This is a genomic window from Flavihumibacter cheonanensis, from assembly GCF_022352215.1.
Lineage (GTDB): Bacteria > Bacteroidota > Bacteroidia > Chitinophagales > Chitinophagaceae > Flavihumibacter > Flavihumibacter cheonanensis.
In genome coordinates, this window is the sequence record NZ_JAKRWF010000001.1 from 1,209,535 (window position 1) to 1,235,397 (window position 25,863).

Below are 25,863 nucleotides of genomic sequence, written 5' to 3' on the forward strand. Positions count from 1 at the left end.
GGTTGTAAAATTAGGTGTCACTAAAGTTACAACCTTTAACAATATTTTCCTGGTTCATAAGCAGTTTCCGCAGCGCTTCCAGTCCGCGTGATTTTTGCGTTTTTACGGTACTGGGATGCAGGTTGAGTTCCCTGGCAATTTCATTGGTGTTTTTATCTTCCAGGAAATACATGGTAATCACTTTTTGATTACCTGGTGACAATGCTTTAATCGCATTGTATAAAAGGTGGTACATTTCCGTACGCACCAATTTTTCAAAAGCCGTTTCGGTCGCCCCATAAGTATCCAGCTTCCAATTCATTTTCCAGGATTTAATAAACGCGCCGCAGGCAATTTCGTCAGCTATGGAACGATTGTTCAGAATATTTTAGGCATAATAGCTCAGCACCGGATGAAATTCCTCGTAAAGAATGGCAAGTGCCTGTTCATTATCCTTGCAAAAAGCCTGGGCCAGGAATTGCTGGTTTAAAAATGGGTTGGAATTCTTCATAGTACAAGGTGAAAAAGAGTACCCTAAATTACCAACACCCTGGTGAATAAAATAACCCGGGGGTGATTAAATTAATCAGATCTCGACACAAATAAAAAAAGGTGTCAAATATGACACCTTCAAAATTATTGGAAGAATTTTTATGAATTAGCTTTTTTTAAATTTTGTAAAAACTTTCTTACATCTTCAACCTTTTTGGGAAATAAAACTCTGTCTTTAAGTTTTGATGCAACTAAATACAAAAGCCCAGATTCTGGCACTTTTATAGTGGATTGAGAAACCTCACCGCATTGCCAACCTGCTGTGAGGCCATCTACTCGATTCGCAGTAAGTTTAGTGTTGTATTTAATAAAATAAATGTCTTAATCAAGAATTTTGCTATACTTAAATATCCAATCTGTAATCAAATTTTCAATATCATTATCGATTTTAGTTGCGGCATTACAATGTGTTGTGCCATTTAAACTGCCTGTATTATGTATGCCAACAACGAAATACTGATTTTGCATTTTTCTTTTATATAAAATCGGTGCGCCACTAAGTCCAGTATGAGTGTACAACCCATAGATAATCATTCCATTTTTATCATTAATTTTTTCTGTCATCTCTGTCCATTGTGTACCATAATCTTTATCACCAGGATATCCACTTATCATGAGCGTATCTATTTCATGCTTTACTTGGTCATAGTCGTCTATATCTAAAAAGCCCCCTACTTGCTTAAATATTGAATCATCGGGTAGTATTATAATACCAAAGTCACTTCTTCTAGTTGAAATTCCCTTATAGGCAGGATGTGTTATAATTTTAAGTTTTTTTCTATCGTACTCATATTTACCATAGGGCGTTTTGTTATTGCTTGTGTAAACTGCTCCAGGTATTATTGTTATATGCTTAGGAAAACTAAACATACTAAATCGATGAATGTTATGACCTGCTGTTAAAATGATTCTTGGAGCAATTAGGAATCCTGTTGCGTTGAAAGTCCCCCTCTGCCTTCTGATTGAGAGTTGACAAATGTATTTGTAGGGTGACTCAAGTGTATTTGTAACCTCCCTTCGTATCTTATCGTTTGGAGCACATTCTTGACTTAATAAACGAATTACGCAAAAAAATAAAAAACAACTTATAATAATAATATGTCTCATACCATTTAGATTTTCGAAAATAAAAAAATGTTTGAACAACTTACCGCTACATGTTTAAACTGTGGAATAGTGGCTAGGTTATTTGAAAAAGTTTTTAATATCTGTGGAATAACCTACTAAAAACATAAAGAACCCGTCAGGTTTTTGGGTTGCCTTGAAAATGTTGAGTTTAAAATATAAACCACCTCTGTCAGTGGGTGAGGGATTGGACCTTGGGTTGAAGAAAAAGTTCATCTCTCCTTGAATATAACCGGTCTTGTTTTCGTTGGTCATTTTTGCTTTTACTAATGTTTCAGCATCATAAGACCCGGTAATAGATTGGTAGGTTTCGTTTAACAGTCGCAAGTTTGGCACGTACAAAAGATGCATATCAATACCAAAACGAGGTTTTGGACTGATACGGCCTCGCAGTTCGTAAAGAGGACTGAATGAAAATATCGGCGTGGATGTAAGCGAATCTCTGCCCAAGTTTGGATCAATCACCCGGACGTTACTACCCATTAACATCAAGCCAGTATTAAATTCAAAAAAAGTCCTCGCTTCTTTATAGTCCAGAGACAATATGGTAAGTGCTGGTTTTACTTGAAAAAATGAATGACGCACTAAATCGAAATGTTTGAGGTAGTATTTGTTATTAAAAAGCGAGTCATACCGATAAAAAGGTGGCACTGTAGCGGTATCAATACGGGTTGAATCTCGGGTGATGAATTCTCTATTACGGTAAGTGGGTAGGGAGTTGGGCTCCTTAAAAATGTTAGTTGCCAATGTAATATTGGTATAAAGTTGGCGGAATAAGGTAATTTTTTTCAACCAAGGTAATTTTTCTAACTGCAGCCTGTGATTGTTGATGTTGAAATTAAAATACAACTCTGTCAGCAAATTTTTGTTCGGATTTTTTTCATTGAAAGCTTGAAGGTCAAGAAACACTGATGCTGAAACGAAATCGAGCAAAGGTTTTTGCAATAATAGTTGCGACTCTTGCTTCTTAGGCACTAGAGTATAGACGCCGTCGGCAATCGAATAATTGATAGCATCACCGTCAGCCGGTCGGACAAAAACAAGGTTCCGGTAACAAATCCAATATTTTACACCCCCTTCATAGAAAGAAATGCTACTTGGCCAGTCAATCAGTTCACGTAAGGCCAAACCGTAGTTATTGTTGGAAATAGTTTGAATTGGCCTGCCATTTAAGCGACCAACAATATCAATTTGATAAATAAGATTGTTTTCTACCCGTATAACAAGGGAATCAATTTTCAGTTTAGGGATGGCTGCCTTCTCCTGTTGTTGGAATTCATCACCGCAATCAATATTTATCGGAATCATTGAGTCTTGCAGTTGGATGCGAGCAGAGTATCCTTTTTCGGTCGCTAAAGCATCAATTCGGTTGTTTATTATGGTGCGAAACTCCGTTAACAATTTATTCGCAGTGTCCAACAATTTTTGATTGACTGACTGTGATTTTTTGTACTTCAGCACTTCGCTAAATTTTGCATAAAAAACGTCCAATGACGGCGACATAAGGCTATCGGCGCAATCAAGCTTTTTAACTTCCGCATTCTCGATAATCTTTCGTTTAAATTCAACAAGACCAATTTGTTGATGAATGGAGTCAAGTTTTTTGGCGTTTTTGGTATTGATTTCAAGTTGCAAAGAGTCTCCGTCTGCATTAGGATAACTGAGAAGTGTTAATTCAAAGGATACTTTACCAGCGCAGGCAATCAACTGTGGCTCAAGTAAGCGAACGGGATTTTTATTTTCGACTGATGTTGTCTTTATTGTAGGGGAGGCCGCACTTGTATTGTTGCCCGCACTGCTTTTATTGTCAGGGTCTTTCTCTTTAAAATCTTTTGCTTGTACTGGTGTCAGGTTAATATATTCTACTGAACCATCAGAATTTTCAAAATAAAGTTGGTCGGTGCCTGTACTTTGGTCCTTTTTTATGCTTACTTGTGGTACTTTTATCTTTTGATTGGCTTGGATAAAAGTTTTGATAACAACAAAGTTATCCTTAATAACGTTACTGCTGCTGATGCCGGCATTATTATACTTATAAACGCCTCCTGTCACAGCTGAGAGAATATTAAGAGGTGCTACAACACCATTTTTATCTATTAAGGCGTAGGTATAGGTACCGTTGGCCAAAACAAACTCGCTTACCTCGAAGGCACCTAAGTCCAGCATCCGGTCGCTCTTAGATGTTGTGGTATTAGTTGGCTTTGCACGCTTCGCAAACTTTTCTGCAAAAACATAAATCTGTGGTACAAGCGAAGCATCATTACCAAATCGTTTATCCAAATCTGTCTTTATAGCATGGTAAAAAAAGGAATGAGGATCAGTGGTTTTCTTTTCCAGACGCCCTGTAGCGCCACCGGAAATTTGAAGAATGTATTTGCTTCCGTTTTTGCTGGCAGTATATGTAATATTGGTTGCACCGGCGTGGAATATTTCGCTATAAGGAAATTGGGCAATAGCTGTTGAGGAGCAAATGGTGATAGCAATGATTACGACAAATTTTAGCATGGCAATAATTTTTGATGTAAATTTTTCGTAGAATGACGGAAAAGTTGGTTCTCGAAGGGGCAGGAAGTTGATTGCTAATGTGTAATATGTCTTGTCCTGAAATAGCTTGTCACCCAACAATTTATTATGCAGGAAAAGAAAAAATCAAGATCGAGTCCTTTAAGTCGAAATCCCCATGCTCGGCGAGATGAAAATGAGAACCGAAAACTTTAGCAGAAATTGAATCTGGGAGTATTGGAATAAGAACTGCTTGTTTTAAGTACGGATAAACAGGAATACGCTAAAATTATGGATGACCAGATTAAGTATTCGTACTTTGAGTGATAATAAGAAAAATCCCATAACATCTAGTATGGCGGATGAACACAAGAAACAGGACCTGAATTGTCAGATTAAACAGTTAAAAAAGTCACTCGAATACGCTAAATTATAAATACTTGGCCTCGAAACCATGATTAAGGTTGCTGAGGAAGATTTAAATATTAAGATCCGAAAAAAGTATGGTACCAAACAGTCATCCATTTATTGGTTTAGGTACGCTCTGTGCACTGTTTGGTGTAACGAGACAGGCATTTTATGAAGCCCAGTTTCATGAAATTAAAACTACTATAGCTCATTCTTGCTGTGTTTAGTAAAGGAAACAAGGGGTATTATGCCGATGATTGGAACTAGAAATCTCCTTTACATACTTAATAATCAAATTAAGGAACACGGAATTAAAATGGGACGTGATCAACCAAAGGTGTCGATTTCGTAAAAAATTTGTTGAGGGAATGCACTTGCTACTTTGCGGGTATGATAATATTGTTGGGATCCGTCACTACGATCGATAGGGTAACCGCAAATGGAGACTTCGTAATCTGAAAAGTAGATATCAGGTGCAGCCCCGAAGTTAAAGCTACCGATGTTGTTTGAGATAGCCCTATCGAGAAATATGGCGCCGTAATCGTAAAGTGTATTACCTTTCAATATCCATTCTTCATTGGTATCAAAATTGGTAGGAATAGCGCTGCCGAAAGGTTTCAAGGTTCCATTAAGTGCAGGAATAACTTCGATTTTACTGGCCCAACCGCCCGCCTTGGGCATGTAAACACAATGGCCAGCCGTAATCAAAACAGTGGGACTGATAAACCATCCTGTACCTGCAAAGTAGCGACCATCTCCCGCTTGTATGCGGAGTGCAGCAATCTTACGCCAGGGGCTTTCCAAAATATTAGTTACGATCTGCCTGTCATCGTCGCCAATGACAACTTCCAACATGGCAGTACCGAATGCGCCAGAAATTGCATTCTTCACTTTCTTTTCCAATGGAGCAGATTCAAGCAACATCTTATGTTTAAAAGGACTTGCTTCATGATTAATTGTATCTAGAAATACAGGTTGCTTTCCTGGATTTTCCTTTACCGCTTTAAGAACCTTATTATGCGTTTTGACCGACAATAATTGCTTGTGGAGCTCAAAGATTTCTTTTTTGTTCGAATCTCTGTTCGAAAAGGTTCGAACGGGTTGATTATTCTCCATAGTCATAATATGGCTTGAATGGTATTAGTGATTTTATGCAGCAATCAAGGATGCGCATCAGGAACTAGTATCTATGTAAGGGAGTAAGATTAGATTAACGATAGAACTGTTATGCTGGTTAATAGTGCAATACAAATGATTCAGACTCAGAGGGCGCTCAGTTAATAATATTCTATAGTTCCTTTGGTTGCATAGAATCACAAGATAATGAGGTATCCGATCATTTTGATTAGCTTTCCAATTCCTCTATGGATTGTATGTATTTAGTATAGGATCAATCAGCCTTACTATCCAATTGACATACAAATTGGGATTTGATGCGCTTTTCGAATTCAATTAGAACTTTTATTTGAATGAATTTATCTTTCTATATGAAATTATTTTAAGTGAATTAGCAAGTCTAATTAGGGATTTTCGAAAACAAGAAAATGTTTCGTTGGGAGGAGGATTGGCATTGCTTCGCCACGTGAGTCCCATGAGAGGGGAGTCACAGGATAAGTACTACTAATCTATATATTATTTTTGAATAATACAATAGCGAACCAAAAAATATTTTACTAGAAAACTAAAATCCATTTCCATTTTGTTTCGCCTATACAAACAAGTTTAATCAAACGCAACTACACTCACTACTCTACCCACCCCTCCCCTTCACCAACCCATAATTCGCCCTCACCAGCCCCCTCAACAACTCATAAAAAGTACACCAATTCGCCCTATCCATTTCATTCCAGTCATTCCCTTCTTCACTACTCATAGTTAACCGAAATAGCTGCCACAGCCGGTCCTCGGTGCTGGCCTGCCCGTAGGTATCCAAAAATCGCAGTATCGCCTGCTGGTGCGCCAATCTATCATCTCGCGAAGATTTCATAACCGTCTTTTACTAATCCTGTTTTTAACATGCCCGCCTACATGGTTTACTTCCCGAACATCAATCAGGTGCGCGGCTTCCACCAGTTTAGTGAGCTGGAAATAGAGGGATAGCGGCCTGATATCTTCTAATTCCAGCAGGTTCATAGAGCGCAGGGAATAGTCCATCAGCAACTGCAGTTGTTCTTTCCAGTTGGCGATATCCTGGAATCGGAAAAAGCGTTTGAACACCCTGTAGGGATTGGCAAACTCTTTATAGCTGAGCGACCGGGGTAAGAAATCCCATTTGGTCAGCTTACCATGCCATCCTACAAAGAGATTGGGATTAAACACATCCTCTGGATTGATAAAGAGTGGATCTTTTTTCTTCTCCTGGTCCAACACCCAGGCTGCATTGATCACCGATTCCAGCAAGCTGAATTCATAGAGCAGATGCCCTGGCACCTGCTTCTCCCAGCAGCGTTCGGAGCAGGCCACCTGGAGGATGTTTTTAATGATTTTTCGATGATGAGCGATATCCGCGGCATCAAAGAAGGCGGCGATGATTTGATAGGGATCGGTAATCTTATCCTTAAACCAAACCGATGTTTCCAGGTACTCGTGTTTCATAAGAAGGATTTTATTCCACCTCCGGCATCCGTTAGGATGGTGAGCAGGCAGGTGGGAACATGATCGAGATCGATGCCGATGGTTTTATCCATCGCCAGGGTTCGTTTGAACTGCAGGGTACCCGGAATGGGAGAAGCCGGCTCGGTGGAGGCATCGCGGAGATAAGAAAGCAGTTCGATAAGTGGAACAGTGAATTTACTGGCAGCCGGATGGCGGGGAATGGTAAAGTAATGTCGTTCCAAAATATGTGCGAGGGCGGTAACTGTAATATAATAGGATTTGCGGAATAGTTTTTTACCATCCTTCAGGGGCACCTGGAAGAAGGCGTTCAGGATCATCTGATTCATCCATTGTTGGGTATCGCTGAGCAGGAAGATGAGCCGGATCCATTCAGCTTGATTGAAAGGGGGAAAATTGTGCAGATGCGTGGTATTTTCCATGGAATAAGGTGCTTGATGAACGGATAAAGTAACACCTACCGGTTTGCATAAAATAATCCGGTGATGATTAAATTACTCAACTAAAAAATAATCATGGAAATAACGATGCGAGAATTCAGCAAAAAAACTATACTATTTACGAAGCTGCTCCAATATCCAAGAAATACATTCTTGCGAGTCCATTATACTCCAGGAATGTGGGTGCCTTCTACCATCTAAACGCCTTCCTTTGTTATTTGTAATAACAAGTTTGGCATCTTTATTACCTTGAATTTGTAATAAATTAATCATAGCCGCTATGTCAACGCAATTTAAATCGTAATAATCTCTTTGTCTGTTTTGCATTTGCCAAATAACATCTGGCTCGGTATATAAGAGTATAGGTGTTGTTTTCAGATATTTTGCATTTCCGCCATCTTTTTCACTATACGAAAAGATAGAATACTTAACATAGTTATCTTTATATTTTTCCGGCGATCCACCAAATTCTTTAGTGTACATATTAATGATCCATTTACTTTCCATTACGGCTGCCTCTGATATATTTCTTTCAATGTCATTTTCACAATGCTTCCATAAATGCGCATAGTCCAACGGTGGGTCAACTCCAAAAATTGCCTTTGGTTTTATGAATGTACTATCAGCATACTTATTTGCCTTTTCCGCATAAGTTAATGCCAACATACCACCCCCTGAAAATCCACCAATTACAAATCTGTCTTTGGGTACTTTGTATTGTGTTACCACCTGCTTAAAAATGGTATCAAGAAATTGATGTTCTGGTATATGTTTATTTGTGCCCCAATTGATAGAAGGAAAGATCACCAATAAGTTTTGTTGTACGGCTAGTGTGTGCAAAGAAATTTGTTTTCTAACATCTTCAAGTAGCTCACCCGAACCCGGTAAAATGACTAGAACACCAATAGGTTTATTCTTTGGCACAATTTTCTCATAAAAAAGTGTTGTACTGTCTTTGTCAAAGGTAGCGTATAAATCATATGGGTCTTCACTAGATACAACAACTCTCTCCACTTTCTGTCCCAGGCAAGATATACTTGTTAGCAAAATTAAAATCGAAATTATTTTTTGCATTTTAGCATGTTGTATTTGACAGCAATTGATATCTGTAATTTAAATAATATGCCTCTATTTTCAAAGGCCTAACACCCCAAATGTTTCCGAAAAAGAGATGTTCAGGTCAATAAATTGAAATTTTGGTTTATCTAGTTGCTTTAGCAGATTATATATTTTTAAGCTATCGGAATCGGAGGACAAATAAAATTCCACTGAATTTTCAACGCCAGCCTGCGCAAATAACTTTGTATCATTCGGAATTATTTTTCGCTCCCGCAGATTTAATCTACCTTTTTGCTGGAAAACTAATTTCGCAAATTCGCCAGTTCGTTTTGCATGGTCATTATTAAATGGGAGTATTTGAAGATTCTTTAGTGGCAATTGATCTTGTTCCCCACCTACACAATACTCAGCAATTGATATGGTAGAAATAATAAGTCAATTTTATTCTGAATAAAGTACTTAAAATAACCGTCAGCGTTTTTGAACAGTGGGTCATCGTCATTCAAAAAATCGCAGGAAAAAGCTGGTATTTAAAAGTACTGCACTATTCTTCATAACCTCCTCTTATATCTCTAAGCCATGTATCTGCATCTATTTGGCTAAGCCAGGATTTTTTTGCTTTATCACGCAAAGATTTCAAATATCGTTCGTCATAGGTTTGCTCATAATCTATCAGTTCCCGAAATTTCAACGAGGTTTTGTCAATTTCTCCTGTTTTGGCATGCTGCTTTCCAATGGCTCGTATACCAACTATTTTATAAAGCAGGTTGTCTTCGTATTTTTCGAGGAATGAGATCGGAGTTTCAATCCTGAGGGTTCCCCATTCATCCGTATTGATGTGAATAATAGCCTTATCCTTTCCGCCGGCATTGGTAACTTTCCCATAGAGGTAAAATTCCGCGTCTGCCCAATTATTATCAGTACGATAAAAATGAGTCGTTCTGTCGATTTTAACTTCGTTGGTATTCTTAACTGATGTAAAAATGCGAAGCGAATAATCCTTTTTTGCTGCTATTTTCTGTATGTTTTCAAATGCCCTGGAGGTGGGTAAATCCAAAAAGTCAATGCTTTTGGTTTGATCAACCCGTCCGATAACGGCATTGAAACCAATAATGTACTGAATAGATGTTTTAAAGATGTGCCGGACGGATCCTTGTTCTATTTGGTAGCTTATGGGCGATCTTTCTCTTTTTTCGTCAGGGAACAACAGGTGTTCAGCATTTTCCAGAATAGAAATTATTTCATGAATATCATAGTTTTCCGGTGTAAGCTCAAGATTCCCATTTGAGCCGGTAATTCTAATCTCTATATATCCGGTTTTTTCCATATAAGCATGAAATCATGTTACTAAAACTCGTAGTTTTTAACCAGAACTAGAAAACAGGTTAAATAAACTAAGTTTTCTTAACAGATTCTGAATAAAATAATTCTCTTTCCAGATTTATCAACTGTTAGTTCAAGTTTCACCGGATCTCCAGGAAACATATTACATTTAAAATATTCATTTATTATAATAGCGAAATGAATGCTCCAATAGAATTGTATCCTTTGTAATAAATAGATGATTTAATTCATATTTTTTAATAGTATCGATATTTATTATAAAAGAACGGAATGAATTATTAGTCAAACCTGTTACTGACATCTCTTGTCGATCGCTTACATCAATTAAATAAAAACTGAGCTGATTGTTTCGGTATTTCGCAAAACTAGCTAATTCATTGTTTGAATAAAATAGCTCTACAAAAGTGTAGGCGTTTAAAAACCTGGAAGATTTTTGTATATAAGAACGTTCATTGATGCGAACGGTATCATATAACCTGAAATATTTACCCGTTAATGAATCAGAAACAAATAGCGAGCGATCTGTCTGATTATGTAGGGAAATCGTTTTCCCTATAGGGGGTGGATCGTATACACATCCTGTTAATTGTAAACACAAAAGACTATAAATAAAAAATATCAGATTCCGGAGCATTTTTTACCTGTGGTTTTTCGTAAATAATTTTACTTACATAATCCAGAAACGACTTAATTCTATTTGCCTTATCAGCATTAAATTGACTAAAATCGTCGCAAGAAGTGTCGATTTCAATTTGCCGGGTAAGACTATCCCCCTTTACAGAAAGGTACGTATAAATCTTCGGCATGATAAAACATTCATCTTCGATATGGAGTACTTCCTCTTTTTCCGGTAAAAGATTAGGTAGATCCAGTGAATAAAACTTTTCTACTATTTGCCTTTTTTCCTCTATACTCAATTCAAATTTTACTTCCAACGTTGGCTTACTGATAAAAAATACACTATAAATACCATTCATTACATCCACTTTATAGGATTGCGCATGCTGAATGATGACTTGTATATTCTTGTCTCCCATAAATGCCTCTAGATCCTTTACATTTTTGCTATCGCTCTTGCAGCCATTTTGAAAAAAAACAACAATCAGAAGTAGTACTTGTCGAATAATAAATTTATAATCCAACTCTTTTTTAGTCATAATTGGATATGATGCATTTTCTATGGTTTTCCATATCGGGTAATGGATATTTCACATGTGGCATGGTAAAACCCAACTATTCTGGTCGAACATAATTCTCCCTCATCTCAATCAAATACGCCGCTTCCACCAACTTCGTCAGATAAACATACAAACCAATAATATCCACCTCCTTATCCTCCTCCATTATACTGGTAGACCGAATGCAATGATCCAGCAAACCCTGTAACTCCTGCTTCCAGCTGCCTATTGACCGATATCTAAAAAAGCGCTTGAATACCCGGTATGGATTTCCATATTCCTTTGCTGTCAGGAACCGGGGAGTAAAATTCTGGCGGATCTCCGTCACAGCAACCGGGGCTATTTTAGGAAACTCCCGCTTGCCCTTCCTATTCAGGATATAGGCAGCATTGATCACTGACTCTAACCATTTGAATTCATCCACCAGTTCCCCCGGCTCAGATTTTGTCCAGATCCGCTTTGAACTGGCCACCCGAACTACCTGTCTAATCGTTTTCCGGTAAAATTCCAGCTCTGAATAAATAAAGAAATCACTAATGATTTGCCTGGGATCCGTAATCCTTTCCTTATACCATATGGATGTCTTTCTATAGCCATGTTTCATAACCTATGTTTAATGGTTTGAACCCCTCCCCTTCACCAACACATAATTCGCTCTCACCAGCCCCCTCAACAACTCATAAAAATGAAACCAGTTCGCCCTATCTATTTCATTCCAGTCGTTCCCTTCCTCACTGCTTAGGGTTAATCGAAACATTTGCCACAATCGCTCTTCAGATTTGGCTAACCCGAACGCATCCAGGAACTCCAATATCGCCTGCTGGTGGGCTAATCTATCATCTCGCGAAGATTTCATAAATGCCTTTTACTAATCCTGTTTTTAACATGCCCGCCCACATGGTTTACTTCCCGAACATCAATCAAATGCGCGGCTTCCACCAGTTTGGTGAGCTGGAAATAGAGGGATAGCGGCCTGATATCTTCTAATTCCAGCAGGTTCATAGAGCGCAGGGAATAGTCCATCAGCAACTGCAGTTGTTCTTTCCAGTTGGTGATATCCTGGAATCGGAAAAAGCGCTTGAACACCCTGTAGGGATTGGCAAACTCTTTATAGCTGAGCGACCGGGGTAAGAAATCCCATTTGGTCAGCTTACCATGCCATCCCACAAAGAGATTGGGATTAAACACATCCTCCGGATTGATAATGAGCGGATCTTTTTTCTTCTCCTGGTCCAACAACCAGGCTGCATTGATCACCGATTCCAGCAAGCTGAATTCATAGAGCAGCTGACCTGGCTCCTGCTTCTCCCAGCACCGATCGGAGCAGGCTACCTGGAGGATGTTTTTAATGATTTTCCGATGATGAGCGATATCCGCGGCATCAAAGAAGGCGGCGATGATTTGATAGGGATCGGTAATCTTATCCTTAAACCAAACCGATGTTTCCAGGTACTCGTGTTTCATAAGAAGGTAGTTAGAGGTTAGGAATCGATTTATAGGAACCGGGAAAGGCAGTGATGATCCGACCTCCGGCATCCGTTAGGATGGTGAGCAGGCAGGTGGGTACATGATCGAGATCGATGCCGATGGTTTTATCCAGCGCGAGGGTACGTTTGAACTGCAGGGTACCCGGAATGGGAGAAGCTGGCTCGGTGGAGGCATCGCGGAGATAAGAAAGCAGTTCGATAAGCGGAACTGTGAATTTACTGGCAGCCGGATGTCGGGGAATGGTATAGTAATGCCGTTCCAGGATATGTGCAAGGGCGGTAACAGTAATGTAATAGGATTTCCGGAACAGTTTTTTCCGATCCTTCAGGGGCACCTGGAAGAAGGCGTTCAGGATCATCTGATTCATCCATTGTTGGGTATCGCTGAGCAGGAAGATGAGCCGGATCCATTCAGCTTCATTGAAAGGGGGAAAATTAATCAACTGCGTGGTATTTTCCATGGAATAAGGTGTATGATAAAATGGTAAAGTAACAGCTACCGGATTGTATAAAATAATCCGGAAATGATTAAATTAGTCGGGCTCTGGCATATTTTAATCAGCGGTTTAAAACCTTATATTTGTCCTTATGGAAAAGAAAATTCATCACGGAAAAAATGTTGCGCGCTTTCGGCAAATGTTGGGAATGAAGCAGGATCTGTTGGCCTCCTTACTGGGTGAAGAATGGACCCAATTAAAGATCTCCCGACTGGAAGCAAAAGAAGAAATTGAGGATGGGATTCTGGATGATGTAGCGCGCGCGTTAAAAATTCCGGTGGATGCGATTAAGAATTTTGATGAGGAGGCGGCGATAAGTATTGTGGCGAATACATTTACAGATGAATCTGTTGCTTATGTTGAAAATTACAAATGCACTTTTAATCCTTTTGATAAGTGGGCAGAAGAAATTGTTGAAAACAGAAAATTATACGAAAGATTACTTCAAGCAGAAAAGGAAAAAATAGAGATATTGCAAAAACTTCTTGACAAGCATAAATAAATTCTTTGATTAAGTCTTAGCTAATAAGATTCAAATCAAAATGAGAATTAAATCCCTGTATACGTAACCATATACTATTTAAACAGCATCAAAATAATCCGATATACAAACAAATTTTTGCCGAATTCTTCTTACGCATCAAATCCTGATGATATTTAAGATACTCAACCTCTTTGTTGTTCGTATAAGGTGAAGCTGAATTAGCACTTTGATAGTACATTTTCTTTTACCATCTTGCTCTTCAGCAATCAAGCCGTTTATTGCCTCCAAGATTGATGATTAATTTCTTTTGAAGCCATAATAATAATAGTCTTCACGTCTGAGCTTGTTCATGTTATCGAAAATCTGACGAATGCGTTCAATCCATTTATTCATTTTAGTTTATTAGATTTTAAGCTAAACTGTATTCCAGCCTATCCTTCCACTTACTCCAATCTGGCATTATTCGACTTTGAAGATTTTGAAATGCTCTCGTATGATTGTGATGGACCAGGTGACACAGTTCGTGAATGATTACATATTCAATGCTCCCTTTAGGTGCTTTAATTAACTCTGTATTCAAAATGATGCGACCAGCAGGTGTGCAACTCCCCCATCTCTTGGACATAGTTCGTATGGATAACACGGGTGTTGAAATCTTGTAACGCTTAAACTTTGGCAACACTTCTTCCAACAATTCAGTAAAAACTACAGATGCCTTGTGCTTATACCATATTTCCAATTGCTTTTTTAGAACTTCGGGTTCTGGATTTTGGGAGTGCATCCATAACTGTCCCCTGTAAGCTTTAACTGCATCTATCTTGTCAGGTACTATTTTCAACCGGTACTGGCGACCTAAATAAAGATGTGTTTCACCGTTAATAAAACGTCTGGCTGGGGTTGATGGTTTGTATGTATTAAAGTGATCAATTTGTTTTAATATCCAAGGGGCTTTCTCTTTCAATCTTTCCAATACCTTGTGTTCCTTTGCATCAACTGGTGCTAATACCTCTACCAAGTTATCGGGATGGACTTTTATGCCCAGCGATTTGCGCTTTCTGTATTCAAGATTGAAAACAACCATCCTGCTACCAAATTTAATCTCATGCTGCATTAGCTTTTGTATTTAGTTTCAGCCACTTTAATGCACTCAGCTATCAATTGATCTATGTGGTCGAAGCTTAATTCCAGATCATACTTGTTTTTTATTTCAAAAAGAAGATCATCTATTTCTATACGCATCTTTCCCTTGATGTCATCGTTCTTCTGCCAATCTATTACGGGATTTCCATTGTCGAAAATATTTGCCTTTACAATATCATCGATAATAGCAGCTATTTCTGCTGCTATATCCATTCTATTTGTTTTTGATGCTAAACCATCTTTCAGCTCTTCTGAGGTTAAATTATAAAAAGCAATAGCAGTGGGATTGTCTTTTATGGATAAAGGAACATTACTACGTCTTCCATTGAAGAATGCGTCTTCAAAGTCTTTCGCTTTTGCTAAGTATTCTGCTTCATTTATTCTTTGCTGATGGTAGTCTTCAATTGTCTTCTTGATCAGTTCAGACAACCGCTTACTTTCGACAGGATCATCGTACCACTTAATGCTTATCGCTTTTAAAGTACGGCTGGCAATGTGATCTGCCTTAGCTGCCTTACCTGTGAGTTTTTCCAGTTCTGCTTGTCGTTCCTCTTTATCAAAAATGTTTACCAAGTCTGTAATCTTCAAAACTTCTCCTTCTGATGTGATATGCTTATCAATTAACTTTTGCACTTGTGCTTCATAGTCCCTGTGATCTGTTTCATCCATGTATCGCCTTTTCACAGATACTCTTAGTGCCAAAAAGAAGGCAGCATCTTTCTTATACTTTTCAATCTGCTTTTCCGGTGTGTTATTGTTGAAGTCTAAGCTTGATAAAGCCAGCTTCAATATTCGCAGATAAGCCGATAGCTTGTCATAGAAACCATGCCGCTTTGCTTCATCAGATAAAAGTTCCTCGTATGCAGGTTCATCGTACTTGTTCTTCACCTCTTTAAAGATGTCCCATAACTCAGAATGTGCTTGTGGTAGTTTTTCTATTTCCTTTGCGATGTTTGTGAGTGTACCAAATAATTCTTCAGGATCATACTCTTCCAGCCCTGCATAAGTATGTAATGCATCATCGAGATTTTCAAGATTGCCGTAGTAATCGATAATGTAACCATAATCCTTACCAGGGTACAATCTGTTTACCCTTGCAATTGCCTGTAGCAACGTATGCTCTTTTAAATTTCTTGTAAGGTATAGCACCTGGTTACGTGGTGCATCAAAACCTGTCAGCAACTTATCTACAACTATGATGATTTCAGGTTCGTCCTGCCTCTTAAAACTGCTAATAATGGCTTTTTCATACTTCTCCTGGTTGCCATATTTATCCATCATAGCATTATAAAAAGCTTTTACTTTATCATCACTTTCTTCGAATGCATCTTCTTCACCTTCCCGATCATCAGGGGCAGAAATGAGCAATTCAACCGACACCCTACTAATATCTTTGAAAGCATCCCTGTATCTGATAGCTGATAGCTTATTGGGAGCTACTAATTGACCTTTAAACCCCGTGCCTTGTATGTTATCTGTAAAATGCTTTACAATATCCCATGCTGTATTTTCTATGAACGAGGCTGACTGAACTATTTTGTTCCTGGAAGAGAACTTGCGTTTTAAAGCAGCTTTGCCATACTCAGTAAGCGGCTCAGCTACACGATCAAAAAAAGTATCCAGTGGCTTTTCATTAACGTGCATAATATTGTGCCTTCCCTCGTATAATAGGGGAACAACGGCTTTGTCTTCTACTGCATCCGAAATAGTATAAATTGTTCCGGGAATAATGCCACCGAATTGCCCGGATGTACTCTTCTCCTTTTTCATCAACGGAGTACCAGTGAAAGCAACAAATGCTGCATTAGGAAACACTTTTTTGACTTTGATGCCCATTGGACCGTAATGGCTGCGGTGCCCTTCATCTACCAGCACGAAGATGCTATTAGCTTCAAATGATGCTGAAGCCTTAGTTACTAAAGTTTCAAACTTGTTAACAATGGTCGTTATAATTGTATCATCCGATTGAAGAAGGTAGCCCAACAAGCTTGCATCCTTTTTGAAACTCTCCAACTCTTTTTCTGTAAGCTCTTCGCCCTTAAACTTTTTTATTGCTTCTGCAGATGCCCCCTTTGTTGCTTGTCTTACTATCTTATGGCATTTTTTGAAGGTTTCGGTTATTTGATCGTCCAAATCAACCCGGTCGGTAATTAATACTATTCGTGGGTTCTTGATGTCTGGATGCATTGCAATGAGTTGAGCCAGCATCACCATGGTTAATGACTTGCCGCTACCCTGCGTATGCCAAATAACCCCGCCTTGCCTCTTACCATCAGGTTGCACTTTAGTGATACGTTCCAGCGTCCATTTTACGGCAAAGTATTGTTGATAGCGGGTAATCTTTTTTACTCCATCATCAAACAAAATGAAATGATACATGATGTCTAATAATCGATCCTGACGGCATAAGTTGTACAACATCTTATCCTGCTCAGTGATCGTTAAGTCTTCTTTCTCCAGTTGATTGAAGTACTGAAGCACATACTGAAACCTTTCTTTAAATAATACTGTTCGGTCATTGTCTGGTAACGGTGCGTTTTTAATTTGCTGTAACGTTTGCAAATAATGCTGCTCATCATCTTTATGCCTGAATTGTTCTTTCCAAACGCTCCAAAACTCTTTTGATGTAGCTGTAGTGGCGTATCTGGCTTCGTTAACTGCTAAGCCAACGACTAAGTTTGAATAATAATACAATGATCTAATTCCGTCCTCTTGTTGGTTACGTAGATGTTGCTCTATTGCCTGGTCAATGGGATGTTTGATTTTCGGGCTTTTACATTCAATCACCACCATTGGAATACCATTGATAAACAATATCACATCAGGACGATAGGTGTCAGTTCTTTCAAAACGAAGAACAGAATATTCTTCGGTGACGTGGTAAACGTTATTTTCCGGATGCTCCCAATCAATGTACTTAAGTGAAAAGCTTTTCTTATCGCCCAATACATTTTGTTCTAAACTTTTCCCCAACGTTACCAGATCGTAAAACGCGTGGCTTGCTGCCATAAATCCATCTTGCAACGGCAAATCCCTTAGGGCAAGAACAGCAGTATTGATATTTATATCAGAGAAAGGAAATTCTTTACCTTTGTATTCAATCTTGTTTATCTCCCTGAGTTGTTTTTTCAGAATTTTTTCCAGCAACACGTTTGAGCTCCGGTTACCTCTTGCTTCCAAAGCTTCATTGGGTGTTAAGTACCTATAGCCAAGCTTCATCAGCATTTGCAGTGCAGGTATTTGGGAGATGTGATCTTCTTTAAATGACGGAATCATCGTTGAATTATTTTTTCTCTCTGAAGTTTGATCCTTGTAAGCAGTTCATCATAAAGTACGATTTCAACGTTCTTTAATGAAGCTCGGAGTATTTTGAAATCCTCAATTTTCTGAGGAGTATCTAATTGATTAGAATGCCCAATAAGAAGTGATACTGCTGGCTTAACAATTCGGGCATCTTCAAACCCCGGCTGACGTCTCAAGTCTGCCTGTAGAACGTCTGATCTTGTTGAAGCGATATGAAGATATTTTTCAGCCTGCGTAATTGCCTTGATTGCATCAGTATTCCAATAATGATTATTTCTATCTGTTGCCGCGGCAAGAAGCTGGGTCGCTGGTTTCTTTATTTCAAAAATGTCAAAAAAATTATTGTAATCGAGTAAACCGAAATCAGCTCTCCTTTCCCTTACCATCGAAATGATAATTTCTGGTATTACTTTAACGTACTTAGAGTCTATTAGAAAGATATTTTCTTTCAAAAATGTCCCCCAATCCGACTCTGACTTAGTATCATCTTCTAAAAATTCCTCATAGCGTTCGATGACGGTATCTAATGCGATAGAATCGACCATCAACTTGGTTCTGTTTATCAATCGTAATTTGTGTGGCACTGAGACATATCTGCGTTCCAAAATTTCCCCATAGAAGTTTTCTAAGGATTGTAATTCTTCTGGAGAAAGGTGTCCAACTAACTCTACGTCAAGGTTTTCCAGCAATCTGTTCTTTCTGATATTTACAGTAGTATCTACTTCTTGAAACTTTGTCGGAAATAGATTATGAAAAAATTCATTTGCGTAAGCGCTTCTTTCTCTCTTTGCCTCAGTATTGATAGTTGTCAGCCTTTCTTTTAAACTTTGGAACGAGTTATAAGACAATACCATTCTTTTGGCACCACCCCTAAAATTTCTGCACTGGTTATTGGCATTACGATCTATAATGAGCTCCGTAATCTCAGCTTCTTCGCATTTTTTGTCGATGTAATAAAAGCAACCGCCTCTCACATACCCTGTTTCAGTAAACTCCGCCGGTAACCGACTAAAACCATTAAGTATAACATGAGTTAAATAAGTATTCTCCATTTGCATCGGATAAAAGTCAATCCGCTCAGTCTCTTCATCTATTCTATAGGAAAGATGTCTATCTTCTGGATTCTCATCAGTAAATGTGTAGATTTCACGAATACCTTCAGGTATGTTCACCGTCTCTGAATGATAAGCCATATATAAATTGGTTAAGCTTTAATATTTTTTACCGCCTCTGATAACGTTTGTATAGCATCTTTCAAATGCTTCCCATTCATAGCATAAATTCTTTCAGGCTTTTCAGGATGTATCCTGGGTTGCAAATACACCTGTTGTATTGACTTCAATAGCATTTCCTGCCTTGTCTTATTTCCTTCATCATCTCCTTTTTCCAACATGCTTGAGTAAGCCGTAAGGGTCATTGCTACAGCTGATTTGAAAGCATATTCTTCTTGCAGGTTTCTCTCTTTACCGTACTGGCTAAAGACAAAACCCATTAAAATGAATGCTGGTGTTGTTTTAAGCAAGTTGACTAATAAATTGATCCAAACATTATCAGTATGTGCCGGAAGCCAAGTGAAGACTGCAATAACCCATAAAATAGAAAGAGCTGTAACAATCGGTACACCCCATTTCCAAAATGATAAGCCATTAGCCAACGTACCTTGACGTTGATCGAACTTTGAGCCTAATGATCCGTCTGCAGCCATTCCGGTAAGCCTTACTATTTCTTCACGCTTGCTGTCCACAAACTCAACTCCCTGTTTTGCTTTATCTAAATTCTGCAATGCAGTAGATATTGTTGTTTCTAACTGTTGTTTCAGAGTAGCAGCTTCGGTTTCAATAGTGCTAAATGAGGTTTGATAGGTGCCAATATTTTCTGTTACTGTAGTTACCTTATCGTTTACATTTTTTAAAACTCCGGCTATCTCTGTGTCCTTGTTTGTGGCTGACGATGCCAGTTCTGTAATTCTTGTGTTAGATGAAGTCGCTTCTGCCAGGAGCCTGTTTACCTCAATCATTTCTTGCTTCTTCGTCTCAAAGAATGTATTGACTTCCTCCTGCTTCGTTTCGAACTGCTTCTTTAATTCTTCAAATTTTTTGAGATTTTCTGAGAGGCTTTTCTGTACTAGCTGCAATTGTTGTTGGGCAGCATTTATCTTATCCGTATTTACATCATGAAGTTTTATTGCGGACCTATCCCAAAAGCCTTGTCTAACTTGGTAGTACATTAACCTTTCGAGGATTGCAGCTGCATCGTTCCTGCTATTAACATTTGAGACATATGCCCGAAGGTTTTGCATGTCACTATCCAGAGTAACTGAACCAAAATCGTTATAAAAATTCTCCTGGTTCGGCAGCAGAAGCCCTAAACCATTTTCAACTTCCGCTTTCAGTTGATGAATGGTTTTATAATACAAAGCTTTAAATTCCAAAACAGGATACTTTCCAAACATGATCGAATTAAAGTCCGTGTTTTCCGGCAATTGACTGATGATCATGTTGTCAAAATCAAAACTCAGCATAGTTTCGATTTCTGTTAGAATGGTTTGCTTTTGAGAGATGTTCATGTTGCTTTTTAATTTTGGTTGTTATCAATCTTCACTCTTACCTCACCTGTCAATAATTTTTGCATTAGCCCCTTTTTCTGTTGCTGCAAGACGGCAAGCTTTTGCTCGTAAAGCTTTACTTCGTCATGGGCACTATCCAGTATTTGAACGATTGTCGATTGTTCTTCGACTGTAGGAATAAAAAACTTCATGGCTGTAAGTCCGTCGAATGATAAACTATCTCTTACGCTACCTTGTACATACATGGGTATATGACCATAGAACCAATGCGACTTCAGATGATAATATAGAAATGCCGGCAGCAACCTGTTGTGGTCTGTTTCGAACACCACGTACATTGGACTTAGGATACCTTCATCAAAATTTCTTAATAAATCCAATGAACCTACGTTTACTCTGGAAGGATTATAGGCGAACTGACCTTTGCGGACAATTTTATAGTTTGAACGGTCTTCACTTGCAACCTCCCTATCAAATTGTTCTGCTTGGTTGATAAATCCTCTCGAGTTAGTAACTGACAAAACCCTTTCAACGAGGCGGTTACTGTTCTTTTCAGATACTTCAGTGATAAATTCTTTTAGATGATGCAAGTCAATATCACCTTCAAACTCTTTCAACCTTTTTTTGCCCGTCAGCAACTGCTGCGTCAACCCTTTGTTTCGTTGTTGCAGTTGGGCAATGAGTTGCTGGGTTTTGGTGATGGCTTCATCCCAGGTTGAGAAAATTGCGGCGATTTTGCGTTGTTCGGATAGTGGTGGAAGTGGAAAATAAATCGAATAGAAATCTTTGTGGTTAAGATCTGGAATTGTGCTCGTTCCAGCCTTTACAAGTATTGTGTGCTTGGTTTTATGATCATTTAAGTACTCAATCAAGTAGGTTTTATTTATCCTTTGCTTATCGTAATTTATCTTGAAAAAGTTATTGTGAAATACCCCGTGAACACCTGTAACTACAATACCTGTATTCCCTGTTCTAGTCATTAAAACATCGTCCTCATCGCAACAAACAGATTTAGAGGCTGCCTTTATGAATTCAGCATCTTTGCCATTGTTTAGATATTGAATTGTAATGTATACTTTTGCTCCATCCACCTGTTCCTTCAAACGATCTTCGATGGGAATTTGCAAGCCTTGATTGACAGAACAAATGGATTTTAGCTTAACAGCTTCCCAATCCTCCGGTAACCATCCTAATGGTGTGTGTTTGTAGCCCGGCTTTTGTTGGTTGTTGATGCTCATAATTTGCTCAGTATTGATTTAGTCGTATAAGAGTGCGACGCAACGAAGTTATTTAGTAGCACTGCAGCCAGGTTCATTAAAATCCTAATTCTCTTAAATATGCTTCCATTTTGTTTTCAACTGTTTCCAATTCAACTTTCAATCTCTTTATTTCAGCCTGGGTAGTGGCAATATCAACCGGTGCTTCTTCTTCAAACGTATCCACATAACGGGGGATGTTCAGGTTGTAATCATTCTCTTCAATCTCTTTCAGTGTAGCCCTATACGCATACTTCTCTTCCATTACAAGACCTTCTTCAGTTGTTAACGGTGCCGCAGCTTTGAATGCTTTGTAGGTATCAACAATGTGCTTGATGTCTTTATCTTCTCTCAACCGGTTCTGGTTTTTACCTTCCTGGTATTCACGACTGGCATCAATAAACAGTACATCTTTATTATCCCCTTTGCCTTTGTTGAAAATGAGTATGGCTGCAGGAATGCCAGTACCAAAGAACAGGTTAGCAGGTAAGCCAATCACTGCTTCGAGCAGGTTTTCTTTAATCAACTGCTCTCTTATTTTCCCTTCGCTACTACCACGAAATAAAACACCGTGCGGAACAATCACACCAGTTTTGCCGACATCTTCATAGGTGGTTTCAATCATGTGTGTAATGAATGCATAATCACCTTTGCTCTTGGGTGGTGTACCACGATGGAAACGGTTGTACTGATCTGCCAAAGCATTATCCGCACCCCATTTATCTAATGAGAACGGCGGATTTGCTACCACAATATGGAATTTCATTAGCTGATCGCCTTCCAGCAAACGGGGGTTGTTTAATGTATCGCCCCACTCTATGTCTGCATTGTCCATTTCGTGCAGGAACATATTCATACGAGCTAAAGCCCAGGTGCTTCCGTTGTTTTCCTGCCCGTATAATGAGAAGTTGTTGCTACCTACCTCTCTTGCTACTTTTATTAATAAGGAACCAGAACCACAAGCAGGATCACAGATCCGGTTGCCTGGCTGCGGATCTACCAACTTTGCCAACAGTGTTGAGACTTCTCCCGGGGTGTAAAATTCTCCAGCTTTTTTACCGGCGTCACCTGCAAACTGTGCAATCAAAAATTCATATGCATCACCTATTATATCATTCCCTTCCAGGTGTGAAGGCTGTAGATTAAGAGCAGAGAAATCAACCAGCAAGTTTTTCAATCGACGGTTACGGTCTTTAGTTTGACCAAGGTTTGCTTCACTATTAAAGTCAATGTTACGGAACACCCTTTCCAGCTTGCTGCGGTTTGCATCTTCCAACTTTTCCAAAGCAATGTTGATCAGCTCACCCAGGTTATTTTCATTGCGCTGTTCAAACAGGTAATCAAAAGTGCATTCGTTAGGCACCTGGAAACGTTCGTTACGCAGCGCTCTTTCAATACGAACTTCATCACCATTGTACTTTTCTGCATAAGCTGCTTTTTTGTCCTTCCATACATCAGTAACATATTTAAGGAATAGCATCGTTAAGATGTAATCCTTGTATTGTGTGGCGTCGATGGTGCCGCGAAATGTGTCGCATGCTTTCCAGACGATACCGTTGATTTCTTTTTGCGTGAGTTTCTTCTCCATAATAATTATTTAATCAGTTTAGAAATGATTGCGGTATATAAATTTCGCTTTTCTGCAATGAGTTTTTGAGACAGTTCGATCTCCTCCTGATGCAAAGCAGCTAATGCAGCTATACTCTTTTGCTGTTGCATAGACGGTAACGGAATTTCAAATGCACCCAGCTCTGATTTTCGAATGGAAAAAATGTTCGTTCCGCTACCTAACTGCTGAAAGGCAGCTTTGCTTTGAGGTGCATTTAATATTGCAGCCAAGTATTCCGGATATACCAACCGTTGATCTGGTCGTAATACAAAGAATATGGAAGAAGCTACGGCTGGATGGTCAGTAAGGGTGTAACACCAGGAGAACAACCTATTACCTTTCCCGGTAAAAAGCACATCACCACCTTTTAACAGATGAGGCTCTGTTTTTTTATTTATATTTATATACTCATCAGCCTGTGTGGTCAGTCTTCCATCTTCACTAAATTGGCGGACTTGCAGATAGGCTGTTGAACCTGAGGGATCAGGCTGAGCATAAAGCCCGAACCTGATGTCAGAAATGGAAGCCACACTTGTCATTTTTATCATTGTAGAACGTTTCAGTTCTGTAAAGATAGAGAATAATATGGCTTTACTCAATTTTATTTTTGTAGATCTCTTCAAATTTGTTCTTTAAAGAGTAAGCGATATTATGCATCTTGAACATAATTATCTGATTACCAAGTAATTAGCTTCCAGGAGTGATATTCATTTAAAGTAATCACTTTTTATTTAGTCTAAACTGTCTTCATTTTTTTACTCAACCTGTAGATTCCGGACCATCTTGCCCCCCTGTTCCGATTTAACTTGACCCCCTTATTCCGGAGCAACTTGACCCCCGGGATTTTTTCATGATTGGCGGCATTCTGGGATATTGACCCATCAGATTGCCAACTTATTCCGGATGATCTTACCCCCCTAGGGTTGTTTTTATCCACTGTCATTCCGGCACAAGTTGACCCCCTAAAGGATGTGTAAAAGAGCAGTTGTAGTTGTAAACTTGCCTCTTTAAAAACAGCGTTAAGAATGGCAGCAAAATCAATTGCAATGGAATAGCTCAAACAAGTTCTTAAATTGAAGCAGGAAGGTCACTCCATTAAAAGTATAAAACGATTGACCGGCCTGGTGTTACGCGGCAACTGCTCTTTGGCGAGTATAAGGAACAGCATCTGGATGGATATGCCTACAGCCAGTATTGTGAACACCTGAACCGGTTCCTGAACAAAAGGATGTGGATATGCACCTGTAGTAAAATCCTTGTGAAGAGATCATGTGTTTGTTGCCACTCTTCCTTACAGTGGCCTGATTTTCTGTATTGCGCTGGAACACCAGAAAACAGCCGACCTCTTACATGGCATCAATGAACTGCTCCGCTACCTGCAAGGCGTAACACAAACCATCACCTGTGATAACATGCGTACGGCCGTGACTAAAGCAGACCGATACGAACCTGTATTTACGGATCTCTGTTATCAGATCAGTGAACACTATGGTACTACCTTCTCTGCCACTAGACCGGGTAAACCCAGAGACAAAGCGATGGTTGAAAAAGCCGTCAACCTGGTTTACAAGTATGTGTATGCGCCGTTGCGGAACCAGCGTTTTACTTCTTTATCGGAGATTAATTATTACTTCCGGATCCAGCTCGATCAACTGAACTTGCGCAACTACAAAGGTTCTTCATTTAGTAGAAGAGAGCTGTTCGACCAATACGAACGTCCGCTGCTGCGCGGATTACCTTCCAAGCCCTGTCTGCTGAAAAAATGTACGATCCTCACTATGCAGCGCAACTATCATATCCAGCTTCGGGAAGACAGGCTCTATTACAGTGTACCCTGGCAATATGTGGGTAGCAAAGTCAAAGTCTGGTACGATCAGCAAACCGTGGAGATCTATCACGATTACCAGCGCATTGCACTGCACATCCGGGTAGCTGGTCGCGGATACCATACTATTGGAGAGCACATGCCGCTCAATCACCAGCAGGCTAAGTCTGCAAAAGGCTGGACCAAAGAAGAGTTGCTAACCAAGGCCCGGCATATCGGAGCTGCTACTGCAGCCGTAACAGAAAGCATGCTGGGCAACAGCATTTATATGGAACAGAACTACAATGCCTGCTTCGGGATGTTGATGTTTGAGAAGCGCTATGGTAAGCAGCGTCTCGAAGCTGCCTGCAGCCTGGCCCTGCCGGGCTCCAGGGTTACCTACACCATGATCAAAAACATATTGACTGCGGGTATTGACAAGCAGGTTCGGATAACCATAGACCAACCCTTACCCCTACACGATAATATCCGGGGCGCTCAACAGTATCAATAAGCT

The 25,863-nt window shown here is 39.3% G+C and carries 24 protein-coding genes; 2 read left to right on the top strand and 22 right to left on the bottom strand.

Annotated features, from left to right (window positions below; all coding sequences use genetic code 11):
* Positions 1-10: 10 nt before the first annotated feature.
* The 15 genes from MD536_RS05325 to MD536_RS05390 form a co-directional block, all read right to left on the bottom strand.
* Positions 11-301, bottom strand: coding sequence for an RNA polymerase sigma factor (locus MD536_RS05325; RefSeq protein WP_239596477.1), 291 nt, complete (start codon positions 299-301; stop codon positions 11-13).
* A 66-nt stretch (positions 302-367) separates the two neighbouring features.
* Positions 368-490, bottom strand: a complete 123-nt coding sequence (locus MD536_RS21910) for a hypothetical protein (protein WP_262915897.1) — start codon at positions 488-490, stop codon at positions 368-370.
* Positions 491-852: 362 nt separating this feature from the next.
* On the bottom strand, positions 853-1,638 hold the full coding sequence (locus MD536_RS05330) for a trypsin-like serine peptidase (protein ID WP_239596479.1): 786 nt from the start codon (positions 1,636-1,638) through the stop codon (positions 853-855).
* 78 nt (positions 1,639-1,716) lie between these two features.
* Complete coding sequence (locus tag MD536_RS05335; protein ID WP_239596480.1) at positions 1,717-4,161, bottom strand: hypothetical protein; 2,445 nt, start codon at positions 4,159-4,161, stop codon at positions 1,717-1,719.
* Between the two features lie 732 nt (positions 4,162-4,893).
* Positions 4,894-5,682, bottom strand: coding sequence for a trypsin-like serine peptidase (locus MD536_RS05340; protein ID WP_239596482.1), 789 nt, complete (start codon positions 5,680-5,682; stop codon positions 4,894-4,896).
* A 634-nt stretch (positions 5,683-6,316) separates the two neighbouring features.
* Positions 6,317-6,553 (bottom strand): hypothetical protein, encoded by a 237-nt coding sequence (locus MD536_RS05345; protein ID WP_239596484.1) that lies wholly within the window; start codon positions 6,551-6,553, stop codon positions 6,317-6,319.
* Positions 6,550-7,161 (bottom strand): hypothetical protein, encoded by a 612-nt coding sequence (locus MD536_RS05350; RefSeq protein ID WP_239596485.1) that lies wholly within the window; start codon positions 7,159-7,161, stop codon positions 6,550-6,552. The genes MD536_RS05345 and MD536_RS05350 overlap by 4 nt, the downstream gene beginning before the upstream one ends.
* Complete coding sequence (locus tag MD536_RS05355) at positions 7,158-7,601, bottom strand: hypothetical protein (RefSeq protein WP_239596487.1); 444 nt, start codon at positions 7,599-7,601, stop codon at positions 7,158-7,160. The genes MD536_RS05350 and MD536_RS05355 overlap by 4 nt, the downstream gene beginning before the upstream one ends.
* A gap of 132 nt (positions 7,602-7,733) precedes the next feature.
* A complete protein-coding gene (locus MD536_RS05360) occupies positions 7,734-8,693 on the bottom strand; it encodes an alpha/beta hydrolase family protein (RefSeq protein WP_239596489.1) in 960 nt (319 codons plus the stop codon).
* A gap of 529 nt (positions 8,694-9,222) precedes the next feature.
* Positions 9,223-10,005, bottom strand: coding sequence for a hypothetical protein (locus MD536_RS05365; RefSeq protein ID WP_239596491.1), 783 nt, complete (start codon positions 10,003-10,005; stop codon positions 9,223-9,225).
* Between the two features lie 619 nt (positions 10,006-10,624).
* Positions 10,625-11,179, bottom strand: coding sequence for a hypothetical protein (locus MD536_RS05370; RefSeq protein ID WP_239596493.1), 555 nt, complete (start codon positions 11,177-11,179; stop codon positions 10,625-10,627).
* Positions 11,180-11,255: 76 nt separating this feature from the next.
* The gene (locus tag MD536_RS05375; protein WP_239596501.1) at positions 11,256-11,804 is read right to left on the bottom strand and encodes a hypothetical protein; all 549 of its coding nucleotides are present in this window, start codon (positions 11,802-11,804) and stop codon (positions 11,256-11,258) included.
* A 9-nt stretch (positions 11,805-11,813) separates the two neighbouring features.
* The gene (locus MD536_RS05380) at positions 11,814-12,056 is read right to left on the bottom strand and encodes a hypothetical protein (RefSeq protein ID WP_239596503.1); all 243 of its coding nucleotides are present in this window, start codon (positions 12,054-12,056) and stop codon (positions 11,814-11,816) included.
* On the bottom strand, positions 12,053-12,664 hold the full coding sequence (locus MD536_RS05385; RefSeq protein WP_239596505.1) for a hypothetical protein: 612 nt from the start codon (positions 12,662-12,664) through the stop codon (positions 12,053-12,055). Before MD536_RS05385 ends, MD536_RS05380 begins: the two co-directional genes overlap by 4 nt.
* A gap of 10 nt (positions 12,665-12,674) precedes the next feature.
* Positions 12,675-13,148: a hypothetical protein gene (locus MD536_RS05390; protein WP_239596507.1), complete on the bottom strand. Its 474-nt coding sequence runs from the start codon at positions 13,146-13,148 to the stop codon at positions 12,675-12,677.
* Between the two features lie 127 nt (positions 13,149-13,275).
* Between MD536_RS05390 and MD536_RS05395 the strand changes: the two genes are divergently transcribed.
* Positions 13,276-13,686, top strand: a complete 411-nt coding sequence (locus MD536_RS05395; RefSeq protein WP_239596509.1) for an XRE family transcriptional regulator — start codon at positions 13,276-13,278, stop codon at positions 13,684-13,686.
* A gap of 391 nt (positions 13,687-14,077) precedes the next feature.
* Here the strand turns inward: MD536_RS05395 and MD536_RS05400 are convergent, their stop codons facing one another.
* The 7 genes from MD536_RS05400 to MD536_RS05430 form a co-directional block, all read right to left on the bottom strand.
* Entirely contained in the window at positions 14,078-14,779 is a 702-nt protein-coding gene (locus MD536_RS05400) for a M48 family metallopeptidase (RefSeq protein WP_239596511.1), read from the bottom strand.
* Entirely contained in the window at positions 14,779-18,084 is a 3,306-nt protein-coding gene (locus tag MD536_RS05405; protein WP_239596513.1) for a type I restriction endonuclease subunit R, read from the bottom strand. Before MD536_RS05405 ends, MD536_RS05400 begins: the two co-directional genes overlap by 1 nt.
* Positions 18,081-19,304 (bottom strand): Shedu immune nuclease family protein, encoded by a 1,224-nt coding sequence (locus tag MD536_RS05410; protein ID WP_239596514.1) that lies wholly within the window; start codon positions 19,302-19,304, stop codon positions 18,081-18,083. Before MD536_RS05410 ends, MD536_RS05405 begins: the two co-directional genes overlap by 4 nt.
* An 11-nt stretch (positions 19,305-19,315) precedes the next feature.
* A complete protein-coding gene (locus MD536_RS05415) occupies positions 19,316-20,677 on the bottom strand; it encodes a hypothetical protein (protein ID WP_239596520.1) in 1,362 nt (453 codons plus the stop codon).
* A gap of 8 nt (positions 20,678-20,685) precedes the next feature.
* On the bottom strand, positions 20,686-21,915 hold the full coding sequence (locus MD536_RS05420; RefSeq protein WP_239596523.1) for a restriction endonuclease subunit S: 1,230 nt from the start codon (positions 21,913-21,915) through the stop codon (positions 20,686-20,688).
* Between the two features lie 76 nt (positions 21,916-21,991).
* Positions 21,992-23,521 (bottom strand): type I restriction-modification system subunit M, encoded by a 1,530-nt coding sequence (locus MD536_RS05425; protein WP_239596524.1) that lies wholly within the window; start codon positions 23,519-23,521, stop codon positions 21,992-21,994.
* A gap of 5 nt (positions 23,522-23,526) precedes the next feature.
* Positions 23,527-24,090 carry a restriction endonuclease subunit S gene (locus MD536_RS05430; RefSeq protein WP_239596526.1) on the bottom strand — a complete coding sequence of 188 codons (564 nt, stop codon included), beginning with the start codon at positions 24,088-24,090 and terminating at the stop codon, positions 23,527-23,529.
* A 723-nt stretch (positions 24,091-24,813) separates the two neighbouring features.
* On the opposite strand from MD536_RS05430, the gene MD536_RS05435 reads away from it, so the two are divergent.
* The gene (locus MD536_RS05435; protein WP_239596528.1) at positions 24,814-25,860 is read left to right on the top strand and encodes a Mu transposase domain-containing protein; all 1,047 of its coding nucleotides are present in this window, start codon (positions 24,814-24,816) and stop codon (positions 25,858-25,860) included.
* Positions 25,861-25,863: the final 3 nt, after the last annotated feature.